Origin of the sequence: Hymenobacter sp. NBH84 (assembly GCF_014217645.1) — a bacterium.
Classification (GTDB): Bacteria; Bacteroidota; Bacteroidia; order Cytophagales; family Hymenobacteraceae; genus Hymenobacter; species Hymenobacter profundi.
This window is the reverse complement of record NZ_CP043644.1, coordinates 3,306,952-3,325,187: the sequence shown is the minus strand read 5'-3', so window position 1 is coordinate 3,325,187 and position 18,236 is coordinate 3,306,952. Positions and strand designations below refer to the sequence as shown.

15 protein-coding genes are annotated in these 18,236 nt (G+C 52.0%); 7 read left to right on the top strand and 8 right to left on the bottom strand.

All coding sequences use genetic code 11. The features are described 5' to 3' along the window. Positions 1–72: 72 nt before the first annotated feature. The 3 genes from hemC to F1C16_RS13860 are packed head-to-tail and all read left to right on the top strand — an operon-like array spanning position 73 to position 2,632. Positions 73–1,008: a hydroxymethylbilane synthase gene (hemC, locus tag F1C16_RS13870; RefSeq protein ID WP_185281233.1), complete on the top strand. Its 936-nt coding sequence runs from the start codon at positions 73–75 to the stop codon at positions 1,006–1,008. A gap of 34 nt (positions 1,009–1,042) precedes the next feature. Further along, positions 1,043–1,699: a peptidylprolyl isomerase gene (locus tag F1C16_RS13865; protein ID WP_185281232.1), complete on the top strand. Its 657-nt coding sequence runs from the start codon at positions 1,043–1,045 to the stop codon at positions 1,697–1,699. Positions 1,700–1,714: 15 nt separating this feature from the next. Then, positions 1,715–2,632 carry an SDR family oxidoreductase gene (locus F1C16_RS13860; protein WP_185281231.1) on the top strand — a complete coding sequence of 306 codons (918 nt, stop codon included), beginning with the start codon at positions 1,715–1,717 and terminating at the stop codon, positions 2,630–2,632. Between the two features lie 528 nt (positions 2,633–3,160). On the opposite strand, the gene F1C16_RS13855 is transcribed toward F1C16_RS13860, so the two are convergent. The 4 genes from F1C16_RS13855 to F1C16_RS13840 form a co-directional block, all read right to left on the bottom strand. After that, entirely contained in the window at positions 3,161–3,823 is a 663-nt protein-coding gene (locus F1C16_RS13855) for an ABC transporter permease (RefSeq protein WP_185281230.1), read from the bottom strand. A gap of 134 nt (positions 3,824–3,957) precedes the next feature. After that, the gene (locus tag F1C16_RS13850; protein WP_185281229.1) at positions 3,958–5,001 is read right to left on the bottom strand and encodes an ABC transporter permease; all 1,044 of its coding nucleotides are present in this window, start codon (positions 4,999–5,001) and stop codon (positions 3,958–3,960) included. Between the two features lie 16 nt (positions 5,002–5,017). Further along, positions 5,018–6,730 (bottom strand): ABC transporter substrate-binding protein, encoded by a 1,713-nt coding sequence (locus F1C16_RS13845; protein WP_185281228.1) that lies wholly within the window; start codon positions 6,728–6,730, stop codon positions 5,018–5,020. 74 nt (positions 6,731–6,804) lie between these two features. Continuing rightward, a complete protein-coding gene (locus F1C16_RS13840; RefSeq protein WP_185281227.1) occupies positions 6,805–7,284 on the bottom strand; it encodes a hypothetical protein in 480 nt (159 codons plus the stop codon). Between the two features lie 403 nt (positions 7,285–7,687). Here F1C16_RS13840 and F1C16_RS13835 point away from each other — a divergent pair, with 403 nt between their 5' ends. Then, on the top strand, positions 7,688–9,211 hold the full coding sequence (locus F1C16_RS13835; protein ID WP_185281226.1) for a hypothetical protein: 1,524 nt from the start codon (positions 7,688–7,690) through the stop codon (positions 9,209–9,211). Positions 9,212–9,245: 34 nt separating this feature from the next. Here F1C16_RS13835 and F1C16_RS13830 read toward each other — a convergent pair whose 3' ends face one another. The 3 genes from F1C16_RS13830 to F1C16_RS13820 all read right to left on the bottom strand — a co-directional run bounded on the left by F1C16_RS13830 (position 9,246) and on the right by F1C16_RS13820 (position 12,860). After that, a complete protein-coding gene (locus F1C16_RS13830) occupies positions 9,246–11,333 on the bottom strand; it encodes an OmpA family protein (RefSeq protein WP_185281225.1) in 2,088 nt (695 codons plus the stop codon). A 26-nt stretch (positions 11,334–11,359) separates the two neighbouring features. Further along, positions 11,360–12,418, bottom strand: coding sequence for a tetratricopeptide repeat protein (locus F1C16_RS13825; RefSeq protein ID WP_185281224.1), 1,059 nt, complete (start codon positions 12,416–12,418; stop codon positions 11,360–11,362). Positions 12,419–12,566: 148 nt separating this feature from the next. After that, positions 12,567–12,860, bottom strand: coding sequence for a hypothetical protein (locus F1C16_RS13820; RefSeq protein WP_185281223.1), 294 nt, complete (start codon positions 12,858–12,860; stop codon positions 12,567–12,569). Positions 12,861–13,060: 200 nt separating this feature from the next. Here F1C16_RS13820 and F1C16_RS13815 point away from each other — a divergent pair, with 200 nt between their 5' ends. Then, positions 13,061–13,462 (top strand): BrxA/BrxB family bacilliredoxin, encoded by a 402-nt coding sequence (locus F1C16_RS13815; protein WP_308461634.1) that lies wholly within the window; start codon positions 13,061–13,063, stop codon positions 13,460–13,462. Positions 13,463–13,626: 164 nt separating this feature from the next. Here F1C16_RS13815 and recQ read toward each other — a convergent pair whose 3' ends face one another. After that, a complete protein-coding gene (recQ, locus tag F1C16_RS13810) occupies positions 13,627–15,825 on the bottom strand; it encodes a DNA helicase RecQ (RefSeq protein WP_185281221.1) in 2,199 nt (732 codons plus the stop codon). Between the two features lie 174 nt (positions 15,826–15,999). On the opposite strand from recQ, the gene F1C16_RS13805 reads away from it, so the two are divergent. Both F1C16_RS13805 and F1C16_RS13800 read left to right on the top strand, forming a co-directional pair. Continuing rightward, a complete protein-coding gene (locus F1C16_RS13805; RefSeq protein ID WP_185281220.1) occupies positions 16,000–16,977 on the top strand; it encodes an SIS domain-containing protein in 978 nt (325 codons plus the stop codon). Positions 16,978–17,107: 130 nt separating this feature from the next. Continuing rightward, on the top strand, positions 17,108–18,196 hold the full coding sequence (locus tag F1C16_RS13800; RefSeq protein ID WP_185281219.1) for a mannose-1-phosphate guanylyltransferase: 1,089 nt from the start codon (positions 17,108–17,110) through the stop codon (positions 18,194–18,196). Positions 18,197–18,236 lie beyond the last annotated feature (40 nt).

Sequence of the window (18,236 nt, the reverse complement as noted above, 5' to 3'; positions counted from 1 at the left end):
GATTTACGCAAGCTCTCCAAGAGCGCCGGTACGGCCCTTTAGTGCTTGACTTACTTATTTAATTCTCGAAGGATGAAGCCTATTCGCATCGGTACCAGGGGGAGCAAGCTGGCACTGTGGCAGGCCAACCACGTAGCCGACCGCTTACAGCAGCGCGGCTTGGCCACGGAAATTGTCATCATCACCACCAAGGGGGACGTGGTACTGGACCGCTCGCTCGATAAGATTGGGGCCAAGGGCGTGTTCACGGAGGAGCTGGAAATCAGCCTCCGTACGGGTCATATTGACTTGGCCGTGCACAGCGCCAAAGACGTGCAGAGCACCATTCCCGACGACTTGGAACTGCTGGCCTTTATGGAGCGCGAGCAAGTGAACGACGTGGTGGTGAGCTTCGACCCTAACCTAGACCTCACGCGCCCCGACCTTGTGTTGGGCACCAGCAGCACCCGCCGCAAGGCCATGTTGCAGCGCTATTACCCCAACGCCCGCACCGCCGAGGCCCGTGGCAACCTGCAAACGCGCCTGCGCAAACTGGAAGAAGGACAATACCACGCCCTGGTGCTGGCCTACGCCGGTGTGCACCGCATGGAATACGACGACCTGATTCGGCATGTGTTACCCGCCACACAATTTGTTCCGGCCGCCGGGCAGGGTAGCGTCGCCATTGAGTGCGCCCGAAACTTGCAGCCAGAGCTGAAAGAGACGTTGCACCAGGCTCTCGACCACTTGCCTACCCACACGGCCTTGCTGGCCGAGCGGGCTTTCCTCCGCACGATGGAGGGCGGGTGCAGTATTCCGTCGTTTGCGCTGGCAACCTACACTCCCGAGGGGGCCTTGAAGCTCCATGGCGGCCTCATCAGCCTCAACGGGCAGCAGTACATTGAGGAAACGAAGTCGATTACCAATCAGGCAGAGGCTGAAGCGCTAGGTGTTCAGATTGCCGAAAGCGTACTGCAACGCGGCGGGCAGGAAATTCTGGATGATATCCGGGCGCACCGCGTAGCGTAGCGTATCTTCTATTGTTGGGTTGAAAACAAAGTATATGATTCATCTGAAATCGTGGGGCGCATGTTGGCTAGTGCTGCTATTGCTAAGCGCCGGCTGCGCTTCTACCCGTTCCGTAGCGCCAACTGCATCAACCAAAACCAGCAAGAAAGACCAGGTCGTGATCATCAGCACGCCGCAGGGCGATATTCGGCTGATTCTGTTTGATCAGACGCCCCGGCACAAGGCCAATTTCTTGAAGCTGGCGAAGAAAGGTTTCTACAATGGCACCACCTTTCACCGGGTCATTCCCGACTTCATGATTCAGGGTGGCGACCCAAATTCCAAGGACGACAACCCCAACAACGACGGGGCTGGCCAACGGAATGAGAAACTAATTCCGGCTGAAATCCGGCCTGAGTTGCACCACCGTTACGGAGCCGTGGCCGCTGCTCGCACCGGCGACGCCGTGAATCCGCGCCGGGCCAGCAGCGCTTCACAATTCTACATCGTAGAAAATCGGCAGGGCGTACCCCGCCTCGATGGTGCCTACACCGTGTTCGGCCAGGTAATCAGCGGTATGGATGTGGTGGAGAAAATAGCTGCCGTGCCCAAAGACATCCGCGACCGGCCCATTACGGACGTGAAAATGAAGATGAAGGTAGACAAGCTGAGCAAGCAAAAAATAGCGGAGCAATACAACTATCAGTACTAAGCCTGAATTACTGCCATGGCCAAACGCATCCTGATTACCGGTTCCAACGGCTTGCTCGGCCAGAAGCTGGTAGCACTACTCCGCACGCAGCCCGAAATAGAGGTAGTAGCTTCATCGCGGGGCGCCAATAAACTGGCTGCTCTATATCCGGATGTGCGGTTCGTGCCACTCGACGTGACCAATGCCACGCAGGTGGCAAAGGTGTTAGCCGACGTGAGCCCATCTCACCTCATCCACACAGCTGCCATGACCAATGTGGACGAGTGCGAGGTGAATCGCGCGGCCTGTTGGCAGCAAAATGTGACGGCCGTAGAGAATCTAGTAGCCGTGTGCGAGGTTCTAGCAGTGCATCTTATCCACGTCAGCACCGATTTTGTGTTCAGTGGGGAAGCCGGACCACTGACCGAAGAAGCCCTACCCGCACCCGTTAATTACTACGGGGAAAGTAAAATGGCCGCTGAGCAGGTTGTGCAGGTGGCTACCTGCCCCTGGAGCATTGTGCGCACAGTGCTGGTGTACGGTACCGCCCACGACTACAGCCGCACCAACATCGTGCTATGGGTGCGCGACTCGCTCCGGTCCCATACCCCCATAAAAGTGGTAGACGACCAGCTCCGAACGCCTACCCTGGCCGAGGACCTAGCCCAGGGTTGCTGGCTAGTAGCTCAACAAAACGCCACCGGTATCTTTCATATTAGCGGCGATGAACTACTTACACCGTATGACATGGCGCTACGCGTGGCAGATTTTTTTGCTTTAGATAAGCAATTGATTACCAGTGTTAATAGTAGCACGTTTTCGCAGCCTGCTCGTCGGCCGCCGCGCACAGGATTCATTATCACCAAAGCGCGGAAAATACTGGGGTATCAGCCACACTCCTTTGCAGACGGAATACGTCTGTTGGCTCAACAAACAGCCGAAACCACCCAGTAGAATCTTGAAATGCAAAAAAAAACCGCAGACAGCATCTGCGGTTTTTTTGTACACCTAATTTATTGCAACAATCCTAAATCCTCGACCAACGCCGCTCGCAACATATTTCACGGCGAAGTAAGATTCATTAAGCTCTATAAAGCCTCGACCTGCGTATAGGGTAGGCTGTGAAAAAGGTCTCGGACGTAAATCAATCAAACGAGTAGTATCTTTATAAACAGCGCTTTAATGGCCGCTAAAAGAGATGAACAAGCTTGTTTTTATATGATATCTCGTTAGTAAGACGCTTTCCTTTTAGCAAAGCTATAGGGAAAGAGTGGTCTCAAAAAGGACAGTATTGTCTAAATAATGACTTGATATATTTTGAAGAATATTTGTATAATTCTAAGTGTATTTGATTGAGTTCAGGTAGATAATGACGAAAAGTGTCCTAATCTTGTAAAAAAGTACACATATAGGGCGAGCTTGGTGATGCTGATATTATAAGATTTTGTGACATTTCACCTGCAATCGAACCAGAGGTAATAATCACTTACTGAGCTGACGTAGGGCTAACGAAGTAATGAATAGAATAGCGGCCGGATAGAGCAAGAGCCACCAAGCACTAGGGTCAATACTGAAAGCAGCCAACAAACGGCCCCAGCTCGCTATTTCGGGTGGCAGCCCTACGCCCAAAAAGGATAGCGTAGTTTCGAGCGCGATGAGGGACGCAACACTGAGCGGAAAAACGGCTAGTGCTGGCTGCCAAGTGTTAGGCAGTGCGTGACGTATTAGTATACGATGGGTAGGAATGCCGGCAGCCCGAGCTGCTTCTATGAAAGGTAATTCTCGGGTCCGGAGCATTTCAGCACGTACCAGCCGGGCCGGACCAATCCAATACGTACATAAGAACAGCATCAACAACGTATTGATGGAAGGGGGCTGCACTGCTGCCAGTGCTAAGACCAAGATAAGCCGCGGGATGGAGGAAATAACGGCCATCAGCCCCGTAACAAGACTGTCGATAGGGAGAGGTCGGTTACGATAGAAGCCGGCTGTGGCACCCAGCAGCGTGCCTAATATTGTTGTCAGGATGGCGGCTGGTAGGCTGAGACGCAAGGCAGTACGCGCCCCAAATAGTAGCAGCGCCAGTACATCGCGGCCATACGGGTCAGTGCCTAACCAGTGGCCATCCGTACCGGGCGGTTGCATTGTGGCAGATAAATTCAACTGATCGGGTGCAAAAGGGAGGGGTAGCCAAGGGGCAGCCACAGCACTTACCAGCAAAAGGCAAAGCCACCCAATCGCCATTCGTCGGCGCCAGCTAGCAAAGTAGAAAGATACACTCATGCACGCAGCCTGATTCGAGGGTCAGCCAACAGGTACAGGCCATCCGTGAGAAACTGCGCCAGCAACCGTACCAGTGCTGTAAGCAACACTCCCCCTACTATCACCGGATAGTCGTGCGTGGCTGCCGCCTCGGCAAGTAGGCGGCCTACCCCCGGCAAAGCAAAAATAACCTCCACCACCACCGCGCCTGCTACCAAAGCTGGTAATAAATCGGTGAGTTGGGCTAAGCTAGGTAGTAGTGCATTTCGTAGAGTATGGTGCTGTATGACCTGCTTTTCGGGGGCACCCTTGGCGCGAGCAGTAGCTGCGTAGGCGGTGAGGCGCTCCTGTTGCAGCGCCGCATCCATCTGTATTACTAGATGAGGCAAATTCACAAGAATCAGAGAAATTAACGGGAGCGCGAGGTAGTAAAGCAAAATGCCAATGCGCTCCAGCGCAGAGGTATTCACTAGCTCTGCCTCTTCCCCCAGACCATATGCTGGAAACCATGTCAGCATATCCGGGTTGGCAAACAGCAACAGCAGCAGTAGGGCAAGTACGAACAGCGGCAATGCATCCAGCGCATACAAGAGCCGAAGAGCAAACAAACGAATCTGATGATGCACTACCAAACGTGTAGCCAGCCACAGCGCCAGTAGAACAGACATCGTAGCGGCCAGCGTGGTGAGCGGCAACGTGTAAGTCAGAGCCGCTGCTAATAAGGTCGTCACGGGTTGGCCGTCGCGGTAAGAACGGCCCAGGTTGCCATGGAGCAGCTGCTGTATCCACCGGTGGTATTGGTTGCGTCGGCCGTGCCACTGCCATTGCTGATGTGTGGCGGCGGTAGGTAGGGAGAAATAAAATAGTGGGATATCCAAGCCCAACCGATGCCGAAAGCGCTGCTCCGCAATACGTTGCTGCTGCAGGCTGGATGCAGTAGCACTTATCTCATCCACGGACAGCCGCTGTAGAATAATATCAGCGGGTAGGGAGCGGCTTAGTAAAAAAACGCCGGATGCTGTCAGCCAAAGAGCAAACAGTAGCCGGAGTAGACGAAACAACAGGTAGCGCACCATATCAACTGCCCTTTCGGAGGCGCACGGTCGATACGTTATAGCCGGGCTTTAAAGGGGAGAGTTCCAAACCGGTTAGCTTCGCATTAGCAGCCGTTTGATAGCGCAGAAAATAAAGCACTACCTCTGGGCTTTCTTCTTGCATCATCTGCTGAAATTCTTTCACCAACTCGATTTTTTGCGTCTGGCTTTCAGCGGCCGCCAGTTCCTCAATTAGCTTATCACTCGTCGGAGTCCCGAAACCACTATAGTTGCCTGCGTTAGTGTATTGCGAGTGAAAAAGCGGAGCAAAGTTAAACGCCGTCGGGTTGCCAGATAATGAATGTAAGAACACATCCGATTCACCATTGCGCAGTTGCGCTATAAATATAGAGCGCTCGGCAGGGCGTAGTGTTACCGGAATATTCAGCGTAGCAGCAGCACTCCGAAACTGGAGGGCAGCTGCTTCATAAGCGGGGTCGCCGGTTCGATATGAGATGGTAAGTTTTAAGTGTTGAGTTGCGGCCCCTACTGTTGCTCGGTGCCAGCCCGTAGCCGTCTGACGCCAGCCCGCCTGCCTTAATAATACAGTGGCTTCGGGTAAGCTATAAGGTATAAAGGGTAAAGTGCTGTTATAGTAGGGTTTTGTTTGAGGAGCTATTATACCTACACTGCGATAAGCTAAGCCCTGCTGTGTACCAGCAATAAGAGCTGGCACATTAAACAAGCGGCTGAGGGCTTGGCGAGTCAGCCGATCATGCAGCATAGGACGGCGCGTATTGAACCCTACCGTAACCATTTCGTACGAACCGGTTGAGTAAAACGACAGCCACTTGGCCGCCGCCGACTCTTTCAGGCGTATGTAGTCCTTTGCGGGTAGGCGAGGATAGATATCGAGTTGATGGCGGCGTAGGGCCAATACAGCCGTATTCTCATCCGGTATAATATCAAAGACTATTTTTTTTGGATAAGCCTGTAATTGTGTTGGTGCAGACTGCACCTTATCACCCCACCACATAGGCTTGCGCTGAAGAGAGAGGTAGCGCCCGCTTTGCCACTGGTGCAAACGGTAAGGGCCACACCCTGGTAGGTTACCAGGGTGCCGGTTGAGTTGAGCGCCCACATAACGTTGTACAAAGCGCGTAACGGCGGGTAGCTTAGCGGCCTCAGACATGCGCAATGTGCGCAATGAAAGAGCCGCCAGGCTACCGGTTGGGTCAAGAGCGTATTCTGGTAAAATCGGAAAATCACCCGAGGCAGAATAGAACTCGGGTGACCTACCCCGGCACACAAACGTGAAGCGCCGCTGATCAGTGGAATCGTATTTTATTTTTTCGATGAAGTCAAATTGTGCTTCCGCCGCTTCGTTTGGAAGACCAGGGCAGTTCATCACAGCCAGCGTAAACGCTACATCGCGGGCCAACACTGGGCGGCCGTTATCCCACGTAGCCGCCGGATGTATTCTATAGGTAATAAACGTTAATGAATCAGTGTAACGAACACTAGGCAGAGCTTCGGCTAATAGTGGAACTGTTTCCTGTCCGTTGTCTAATAAGCTGAAGTACAATAAATTGATAGTCTGAGTTGTATTAACTGAATTAAGATAAAGCAAAGGATCCAACGTCTCCAGATCAGCCGCCCAACGAACGCGTATCGTATCCGGGTTAGGAGCCGAAGAAGAACAGGCTCCTAACCCGAGGGCAACAAGAAGAAGAAGTCCGTGTAGAAATTGCCTCATCAACTAACAGTCACATAAGCATACTGTCAGGCAAGGTAGCAAAGTAAACACACTCGTTTTTGAGCGGAGGGGTTTTAGCATACGTCGCTATTGCCCCAGCCACCGCTGCCAGTGCGTGCTACGTCGCTATTGCCCCAGCCACCGCTGCCAGTGCGTGCTACGTCGCTGTTGCCCCAGCCACCACGACCTGAAAAGGCTACGTCGCTGTTGCCCCAGCCACCGCTGCCAGTGCGTGCTACGTCGCTATTGCCCCAGCCACCGCTGCCAGTGCGTGCTACGTCGCTATTGCCCCAGCCACCGCTGCCAGTGCGTGCTACGTCGCTATTGCCCCAGCCACCGCTGCCAGTGCGTGCTACGTCGCTATTGCCCCAGCCACCGCTGCCAGTGCGTGCTACGTCGCTATTGCCCCAGCCACCGCTGCCAGTGCGTGCTACGTCGCTATTGCCCCAGCCACCGCTGCCAGTGCGTGCTACGTCGCTGTTGCCCCAGCCACCGCTGCCAGTAATTCTGCTCTCTGATTTAACCAATGAATTATCACTAGTATGAAACGTCATGCTAGTGAAAGAAGCAACCTGAAAAAGAGCGATAGCGAGGAGCTGGAACATGGCTATTGTTTGTTTTGTGTGTGACTCAAGTAATTGAACGACACAAAGTTGTAGCGATTTCCACCCCTGATAAAGGAAGGGTATAGTCTTATTAGGACTAGCTATTTTATTAGTATTTTTTGCATTATTTATATGAAATATTGATTTTTATATTTTTTTCTTAAATAAGACGTGATTTGCAATCGCAGAAATGTGACATTATTGATATATATAGAATATAGATTACAACCTCGTAAAAAAAGATACGGTTAAGTTAGCTTGAAAGGTTATAATTGATTTAATTGTGACTAATTTTATATTGCTTGATTGTATTATTTTTCTTATATAATACATCGTAAGATGCGTTTTTGTAATGGATGACTTGAATAATCTTGTTAAAATTGTGACAGATAGAAAAATATCTATGTCACCTCTATTGAACTTAGCAGATAGGAAGGGAAGTAAGGAGAGTGCTCTTGTTTATTTGCTAGAAAAAGAACCAGAAGCAACCTCTTCAAGAATTATAAAGGAGTTATATGGTAATGCGACAGAAAGCACTTACGCCTCTTATCGTAAACTCAAATCGCGTGTTCAGCAAAAATTACTGAATAATCTATACTTTCTTGACCATAACGATCCGCGTTTTCCAGTTTCTAGGAATTACGAAACGCAATGTATTCAGCTTTTTCACCAAGCAAATATTCTTAAGCTGGAGGGAGAGTATACGCTATCTGAGAAGATGATGCGCAAATGCTTGCGTATTGCTGTGGAGGCTGAGTTTACAACATATAGTATACTCAGTGCGCGGGCATTACGTACGCTATATGTAGATAGGCGTCAGCCTACGCGTTTTGCTTCGATTTCGGTGAAGTTGAAGAGGCTTCAGGAAATTTCTGATTTAGAAGAACTCGCAGAACATATCTACTGGGATATTAGGATGTCATCGGCGCATAATGTGCAAACACGCCGGGTCCTATTAGAGAAAATGTCCAGATATATAGCTGAGCTTGAAGGTTTATATAAGAAAGCCAAAAGCTTTAATACATTTAATTCATTGTATTTCAGTAAAATAAGTGAGTACGAATTAACCGGTGACTACAACAACATCATCAAGTATACAGCCGAAGTAAACCGGCAATGGGAGCGGGGAAAGATCAATCAGAAGCGCTTTGATAAGCGGTTTAATAATTTCATGAGTGTATATGCACATCTGCGAAGCCGACAGGTGCATAAAGGGTTGAAGCTGGCGGAGAAGTTTTTGCTTGATATTCACTATTCTTCGGGCAACTGGTTTTATTTCATGGAGCACTACTTCCTGCTGGCCATGCACGCAGGAAAGTACTCCCAGGCGCGGGAGTTGCTGGCTGCTGCACACAAAAACCCTTACTACCGCAAACAGCGAGTAGCAGCTCAGCAGCGCTGGGACTTGTTTGAAGCCTATCTGCACTTTGTTTTTCCGGAAAGCTCGCCTTTACGGGCTATGCACTTCGCCCGGTTTGTACAATCGGTACCTGATTTCAGTCGAGATAAGCAGGGATACAACATTGCTATCCTAATTCTGCAGTTTCTGTACTATCTGCGCAATCATGAAACTGATGCGCTGCTTGCTCGACTGGAGGGGCTACGAAAGTACCAGCAGCGTCACCTGCGTGATGCGGCTACCCTACGCAGCCAGCTTTTCCTGCGGATGCTGTTGTTAGTGGTAAAAGAAGACTTCAGCTTGAAGAATAGTACTAAAAAAGGGCAATCCTTATTAGAGCGCTTGCGCGAAGTAGCGCAGCCCGGCGAGGCCTTCTCAGAGATTGAGGTAATTCCCTACGAAGACTTGTGGCTACTCACATTGGACATTCTGCGCCAATGGTATGATGTAGATCCGCAACGAAAACTGAAAAAATAAAAAAGGTGGGCCTGCTTAAGCAGGCCCACCTTTTTTATTTTCCTGTTATTTTAAATTCGGTGCGACGGTTGAGCTGCCGGCCGGCATCCGTTGTATTAGGAGCTACGGGCTGGGTATCGCCGTAGCCGGCGGCGGTGAGGCGGGTGGCAGCTACACCATGTTGAGTAAGGTAGTCTACCACGGCTTTGGCGCGGCGCTGGCTCAGGTCCTGGTTATATTCGGCTTTGCCTACGTTGTCAGTATGACCGGATATTTCCAAGCGAAGGGTAGGGGCTTCGGCCAGCAGCTTTTGCAGACGCTCCAGCTCCGCAGTGCTTTCGGGACGGAGTGTGGCTTTGTTGAAATCGAAGAAAATATTATTCAGCACCACCTTCACGCCAAGGTCTGCCTTTTTGAGAGCAATGTCTTTTACAACCTCGGCGTAAGCAGCACCAGCTGGCACATCAAAGTTTTCGGAATGGAATAGGTAGCCATCCTGGCGAACCACAATACCGTAGTTCACGCCCGAAGGTAACGACACCAAATAGCGGCCCGACTGCGCATTGGCCCGGAAGGCGGCAATGGTCTGATTGAGTACGTTATCTACTACCTCAATCGTAGCCTCAACAGGCTGGTGAGTCATATCATCCGTTACGGTACCTTTTAGAATGGTAACCTGTGCTGTGGCAATGGGTACGGCCGCGGCCAGTAGCGTTTCCTTTACCGGCTGAGCCCGCGAAGCCAGCAGCTGGTCCTCCTGGTTAAGCACAGGTGCCTTTTCTGGGCCGAGAAATGTAATTTGATAGATGTCTTTGGAGCCTAGTCCATCTTCCCGGAAAGAAGAGTAGTAACCGTGGCGCCCGGAAGCGGAAATTACGAAAAACACGTCATCGTCGGGCGTATTAATCGGCCAGCCCAAGTTTTCGGGCTTGCTCCACTGCCCTTTTTCGTATACCGATTTAAAGATGTCGTAGCCGCCCATCGAGTTGTGACCCTCAGAGGAAAAGTACATGGTCTTGCCATCGGGGTGTAGGTAGACGCCCTCTTCGCCATAGGGCGTATTAATATTAGGGCCGAGATTTTGCGCGGGGCCACGGCCTTCGGGCTGAATGCGGTAAATATCGCGCCCACCTAGTCCGCCTTCCTTGTCTGTTACGAAATAGAGCGTGCGACCATCGGGCGAGTAGGCCGCCGACGATTCGTGCCCACGGCTGTTAATGCGCGTGCCCAGCGTTTGCGGCTTGCGCCACTCGGTACCGTGCAACTCGCTTTCGTGTAGGTCACCACCATTGTCCTCTACATATACCAGCAGGCGCTGCCCATCGGGAGCAAGTCCCACGGTCGCATCATGACCATCGGTGTTAATAGGTGCACTCAGGTTCATGGCCTGACTCCATTGACCATCGGGTAGGCGTGTGCTTTGGTAAATATCTTCGAAGAAACCACCTGTTTCGGGGTCCTTCTGGCCACCTGTAGAGGTAGCGCGGCGCGACGTGAACAGAATAACCGATTCATCGGCCGAAATCACCGGACCGTAGTCGGGGTAAGGCGAGTTGACGCCGGCGCCGGCATTATCAATAAACACGCGTGCGGGCTTGCGTAAGAATTGCTGCCCGTTTTCGCACTCTTTTATTTTCTTCTGAATATCTGCTGCCCAAGCTGCCTTGTCCTTGCTACTGGCATTGGGCTGAGCTGCTTTATATTCTTTAATGGCCTCCGGCCAACGCGCATTCAGGTGCAGGCCCCGCCCAAGTAGGTAGTGGATGGTAGGGTCCACATCAGGATTGAGCTTATACGCCTTCTGCAAATAGGCCAGTGCCTTCGGCTTGAAGCCTGAATGCAGGTAGCAGTCCCCAATTTTTAGGTTGAGCTGAGCATTATCAGGGTTGAACTTCTGGGCAGCAAGGTAGTGTGGCAGGGCTAGCTCGTAGCGGGAAGGGTCCATATCGTACCATTCGTCGCCTTCCTTCAACTCGCGTTGGGCGGCCTTCAATCCTTCCTTGTCGTTCCCGAAACGGTCTTTACTGAATTCTACGCTTTGCGCTTGCGTAGTCAGCGTGAATAGAAAGCCACAAAAAGCCAGCGCTAGTTTTCCCCAGCGGTTTGCGGAAGTAGGTGCATGAAAGCGTAAAGGTTGTTGCATCGTCACTAAAATCAGCCGTTCACTTATTAATCACCGTTGCAGCCCGAGTTGGCCGCGTATGTCTTGCCAATTTCCAAGCCTAATTCAGCGGCCTTGCGCCAATCCTGGCAAGCGCCGCCGGCATCGCGCAGCATTTCGCGGGCGTGGCCACGGTTGAGGTAGGCTTCGGCATATTGCGGATTCAGCGAAATGGCCTTGTTGGCGTCATCCGCAGCCTTTTTATACTCTTCTAGCTTGAGGTAGGCGGCGGCACGGTTGTTCCAGGCAAATGCATAGTCGGCCTGCAACGCCACGGCCTTGCTGAAGTCGTCGGCAGCGCCTTGGTAGTCGCCGGCCTCGTAGCGGGTTGCGCCGCGGTTGGAGTAGGCCACGGCGTTATCCGTTTTTTTATTCAGATACTCATTATAATCAACCAATGCGCTTTTCAAGTCGCCAGCGCGGCGACGGGTAGCCGCACGGTTGAGCAAGGCCGGCAGCAAATCAGGCTGAAGTGTTAAGGCTTTGGTGTAGTCCTGAATGGCGGCCGGATAATTTCCGAGCTGGCGCTGGGTGCTACCCCGATCATGGTACGCATAGGCGTAGGTAGGATCGGCCTTGATAGCTTGATCAAAATCGGCACGGGCAGCTTGATAATCAGCTTTTTCGAAGCGCAAGGCGCCCCGGTAGTACCAAGCGGGCGCATAGCCAGCTTGCAGTTCCGTTGCTTTCGTATAGTCCTGCTCGGCTTCGTCGCGTAGCTTTAGCGCCTCACGAGCCTGCGCCCGCCCGAAGTAGGAGGTGCCGGTTGGCTCCAGCTGAATAGCGTGGTCGTAGTCCTGCACAGCAGGCTGATACTCTTGCAACTCGTAGCGTGTAGTGGCGCGGTTGTAATACGCCTTGGCAAACTCCGGCTTTGCGGCCAGTGCCTTGTCAAAATCGAGTAGGGCGGCGCGGTAGCTTTTCTGGTTGTACTTGGCTACACCGCTATTGTAGAGCTTCTCCGCCAGTTGGTCGGGCGGGAGGGTAGTGGCTCGTACAGTGTCTACCTGTGCATGAGCCGCGCCGGCACACAACAGGGTAAAGGTGAACGCAACTATCTTTCGCATACTTTTCCGCCGGACCGTACCAACGCGGAATAAATATAACTTCTATTGCGTAGCGTTGCGCTAACTGCCTGAAGATTCGTTTATTAGTATAATTTATTCGAGGCAGAACAAAATTACTAGACCAAATTTGCGGGCAAAGCCAGGTCAGTTATTGGGGCAGTTGCGTGCGTACCAGTTCCTCCCACTCAGCCCGCAACGAACCCGTATGCACCGGCCGCCCAGCCCGGCGGTACCAATAGGCAGCGTTTGTCTGGTCGCCTTCTTGGCGGTGGAGGCAGGCGTGGAGCCAGTTGTATGTTGGGTCATCCTCGTGGTCTTGCGCAATGGCGTGGGCGCGGTGCCACTCATCTCGCCCGGCATACCACAGGGCTTCAAGCAAAGGGGTAAGGCCAGCAGGCGGCTCCGATTGGGTAAGGGTAGCAGTGAATTGCGTGCGATTCATACGGGAGGAGAGCTGTAGTTTTTTCTTGTTTACGCAGAAAAAACAGGTTTGGTAAACCGTGGCGTCTTCTTTGTGGTTGTGACAGCAAATGTCTCTTGCATAGCGGAGTTTCCGTATTTTTTGCGGTACTCTGCTGAGAGTCAATCGTTGATTTTATTTCATTTAGCCCATTTCACGCAATGGCAACGTATCCTGAATACATGGTAGCTCCTATCCGCCAAGACCTCGTAGAGGCTGGCTTCGAGCAACTGATGACCCCCGAAGAAGTAGATGCCGCCCTCAATCCCGACCAAGGCACTGTGCTGGTGGCCGTGAACTCGGTGTGCGGTTGCGCCGCTGGCAAAGCCCGCCCAGCCCTGAAGCTCGCCGTAGCCAGCGCCGATAAAAAGCCTAACCGCTTGGTAACCGTATTTGCTGGTATGGAAGGTGACGCAGTGAATAAAGTGCGCGAGCACCTGTTGCCCTACCCTCCCTCGTCGCCCTGCATCGCCCTATTCAAAGATGGCGAACTGGTGCACATGATTGAGCGCTACCACATCGAAGGCAACGACATGATGCGCATCGCCAACAACCTGCAAGGCGCTTTCGAGGAGTACTGCTAATCACGGATTTTTTCGGATTAGACGGATTGGTCGGATTTTGTAGACATTCCTGTAAAAACAAAAGGACTTGCCATGTTGGCAAGTCCTTTTGTTTTTAAGAGAGTACGGTTGGTAATTAGGAAAATCATCTACATAATCTGACTAATCCGAAAAAATCCGTGAGCTTAGTTGGCTACCTCGCTCAAGAACTTAATCCGCATCAGGCGTAGGTCCTCTTCGGTGTAGTCGTCGGTGCCGAGTTCTTTGAGCGCTACGGCAATGTTGTCGGTGTTCGACTGCATGAAGTAGTCGTAAATCTCGTCCTGACGCTCCTCGTCCAATACATTATTAATATAGTAGTCGAGGTTGAGCTTGGTGCCGGAGTAGCAGATGTGCTCAATTTCCTCCATCAGCTCACGCATATCGAGGCCCTTGGAGGCGGCAATTTCCTCCAGGTCCATCTTTTTATCGATTTGCTGAATGATGTAAATCTTGATTTTCGACTTGTTAACGGCCGATTTCACCACCACATCGGCAGCCGTTTCAATATCGTTTTCCTCTACATACTTCTTGATGAGGGCCAGGAACGGCGCACCAAACTTCTGCGCTTTGCCCATGCCTACCCCGCCAATGTGGGCCAAGTCGTCCATCTTGGTTGGGAAGGTGGTAGCCATCTCCTTCAACGATGGGTCCTGGAATAGCACGTAGGGCGGCAGGTTTTTCTGCTGGGCAGTCTTCTTCCGCAATGCTTTCAGCATGTCAAACAGCGTCTCGTCGTGGCCGGCGGCCTGCTGTTCCCCTTCTTTTTCTTCTTCCTGCTGCACCTCTTCCTCGTAGTTGTGGTCTTTGGTGAGCTTAATAGCGTAAGGATTTTCGATAAAGTCAAGTCCTTTGGCTGTAATTTTTACAACACCAAAGCTCTCGATGTCCTTCTGTAAGAAGCCGTTAAGTAGCGCTTGCCGCAACAAGGAGTGCCAAAACTGCGCATCGTGGTCTTTACCCTGACCATACACGGGCAGCTTATTGTGGCCGTAGCTCTCTATGTGGGCGTTTTTCATGCCCATCAGTACCGTACCGATGTGGTCGATGCCAAACCGCTCGTTGGTTTGCACCACGGCTTTCAAGGCCATCAGCATTTCGTCCTTGGCTTCGAAACGCTCTTTGGGGTGGCGGCAGTTGTCGCAAAAGCCACAGTCTTTGTCGTACACCTCCCCAAAGTAGTGCAGCAACTGCCGGCGGCGGCACACAGCCGAGTCGGCGTAGTTGGCCATTTCCTGGAGCAGCAGCTTGCCGTTGTCGCGCTCCGTCACGGGCTTGTCCTTGTTGAACTTCTCCAGCTTCACGATATCGTCGTAGCTGTAGAACATCAAGCAGTTGCCTTCCAGTCCGTCGCGGCCGCCGCGGCCGGTTTCCTGGTAGTAGCCTTCAATGCTCTTGGGCGTGTCGTAGTGAATCACGAAACGCACGTCGGGCTTATCGATGCCCATGCCGAAGGCGATGGTCGCTACAATCACGTCGGCTTCTTCGTTCAGGAAAGCATCCTGGTTGGCCATACGCACATGTGGGTCGAGGCCGGCGTGGTAGGGTAGGGCCTTCACGTCGTTCACTTTCAGCAGCTCAGCAATTTCCTCTACCTTCTTACGGCTCAAGCAATACACAATGCCGGCTTTGCCCTTGTGCTGCTTCACGTACTGAATCAGCTGCTTTTTGGTGTTATGCTTGGGCCGCACCTCGTAATAGAGGTTGGTGCGGTTGAACGACGTCTTGAACACCGAAGCATCGTCCATTTGCAGGTTCTTCTGGATGTCCAGCTGCACCTTGGGCGTGGCCGTGGCCGTGAGGGCAATAATGGGCACATTGGCGCCCAGGTTATCAATGATACCGCGAATCTTGCGGTACTCGGGGCGGAAGTCATGGCCCCATTCCGAGATGCAGTGCGCCTCGTCAATAGCCACGAAGGAGATGGTGGCTTTATTCAGGAACTCAATAGTTTCGTCCTTGGTCAGCGACTCAGGCGCCACGTACAGCAGGCGCACGTCACCGGTAATCACATCCTTCTTCACCCGGTTCATTTCCGATTTAGAAAGCGTCGAGTTCAGAAAGGCTGCATTTACGCCAAACGCGTTCAGCTGATCCACCTGATTTTTCATCAGGGCGATAAGCGGCGAAATAACAATAGCCGTGCCCGGTAACACCAGCGCGGGGAGCTGATAGCACAGGCTTTTGCCCGCGCCGGTAGGCATAATCACAAAGGTATTCTTACCCTCAATGACATTCTGGATAACCGCTTCCTGGGTGCCACGGAACTGTCCGTACCCAAAAACTTCCTTTAACTTGCCTTTCAGATCAGCCTCCGGCAGAGGAATTTGTTTAACGGCTGGCATAGACTTCCTCACTTCTCGATTTGGGGATGGTAGATGAGAGCCTCACCTCACACTAGGTTGAACTCTCAATCTAAGGAATTTTGCAATAGCGGTTGGAGATGCTGAAGCGAAAGGAAAACGTATTTCCAACTACTGCCAGCGGCTTCTTAACCGTTACGTAATATCAAATTTAGATTGAAAGCGCAGAACGATATCAACTCCGTTGCAAAAAAAGTGCTGTTGCAAGAAGCAGAAGCTATCCGCCGGGTAGCCGATAGCCTGACAACTGCTCCCGATTTTGCACAATGCGTAGCCGCTATACTTGTCTCGCCCGGTAGGGTAGTAGTAACGGGTATTGGCAAGAGTGCCCACATTGCCAGCAAAATAGTGGCTACCCTAAATTCGACGGGTACTCCTGCCTTATTCATGCACGCCGCCGATGCCATTCACGGCGACCTAGGCATGATTCAGCCGCAGGATTTTGTGGTGGCCATCAGCAAAAGCGGCGACACACCCGAGATAAAAGTGCTGGTGCCACTACTCAAGCGCCGAGGCGTGCCATTGGTGGCACTAGTAAGCAATGCCGACTCCTACCTAGCCCAGCAGGCCGATTATGTGTTGCACGCGCCCATAGAGCGCGAGGCCTGCCCGCTGAACCTAGCACCTACCACTAGTACTACCGTAGCGCTTGCCGTTGGCGATGCGCTGGCCATGTGTCTGCTGGATGGTAGGCAATTCACCTCTCAAGATTTTGCCACCTTACACCCTGGGGGGACGCTAGGCAAGAAGTTGTATCTGAAGGTAGGCGACATTTCCGTGCAAAACGCCAAGCCACGCGTGAGCACAGAAGCGCCGCTCAAGGAAATTATTCTGGAAATTTCAGGCAAACGTTTGGGCGCAACCGCCGTACTACACCCCGCTACCGACGAGTTGCAAGGTATTATCACTGACGGCGATTTGCGCCGGATGCTGACCAACTTTGATGATCTGGATGCTATTCGTGCCCGGGATATTATGACGCTCAACCCGGTAACCGTGGATGTAGAGGACTTTGCAGTGGAAGCACTCAACCGTATGCAACAACGTAATATCACGCAACTGGTAGTCCTGAATAGAGAGCAGTTCAGCGGATTTATCCATTTGCACGATTTACTGCGGGAGGGTTTGGTATAACTATGTTTTGTGCTCTATCATTATTAAAGTATAATTAATTTGGTATTGTGTAGTACTTGATAAATAAAATAGGATATTTGCACCTCTACGTTTGAACTTTTCTTATCTACGACACTCCGCATCAGATTATATGGCGCAGAATACTTACCTCGTTGTAATGGCCGGCGGCATTGGCAGCCGGTTTTGGCCATTTAGCCGCACGCACCACCCCAAGCAATTTCATGATGTGATGGGCATCGGGCGCTCCATGCTGCAACTCACCATCGACCGTTTCGCTGAAATATGCCCAATTGAAAACGTATTTGTGGTAACCAACCGGGACTATCACGACTTAGTGCAGGAGCATTTGCCTCAGTTGCCTTCCGACCAGATCCTTGGCGAGCCAATTGGCCGGAATACGGCCCCGTGCATTGCCTACGCCAGCTACCGCATTGCCCAGCGCGACCCCCAAGCAACGATTATAGTATCTCCGGCCGACCATGCCGTGGTGAATGAGGAGGAGTTTCGACGCGTCATTCGCCAAGCCGTAGACGCGGCCCGCTCTAACGATGTTCTGATTACGCTGGGTATTCAACCCTCGCGCCCCGACACGGGCTATGGCTACATCCAGTACATGGACGATGCTGCAAACTCCCTGCCCGGCGGCTTGTTCAAGGTGAAAACCTTCACCGAAAAGCCTAATCTGGAGCTAGCGCAGATGTTTGTAAGCAGCGGTGATTTCCTCTGGAACTCCGGTCTCTTTGTGTGGCGCGCCGACGTTATTCTACACGCCTTCCGGCAATATCTGAGTGATATTTCGGAAGTGTTTGATGAGGGCGCTACCCAGTTGGGTACTGGTCAGGAAGAAGACTTCATTTCGGAAGCATATTCTCGCTGCCGCAACATCAGCATCGACTATGGCGTGATGGAAAAGGCAGACAATGTGTACGTCCTACCCGCCGACTTTGGCTGGAGCGACCTGGGTACTTGGGATTCGCTGCACCGCATTGGCAAGCGCGACGAGTGCAACAACGTTATCGACGGCGACGTGATTCTGTATGATACCTGCGAATGTGTCATCAAAACTCCCTCCGACCGCCTAGTAGTGGTGCAGGGCCTGGATGGCTATATCGTAGCCGAATACGACAACGTGCTACTCATCTGCAAGCGCACTGAGGAGCAGCGTGTGAAAGACTTCGTAGCTGACGTGAAATCGAAAAAAGGGGTAGGCTATAATTAATCAACCTTGTACAAATAAAGAGCGGCCACCTGTGCATTAC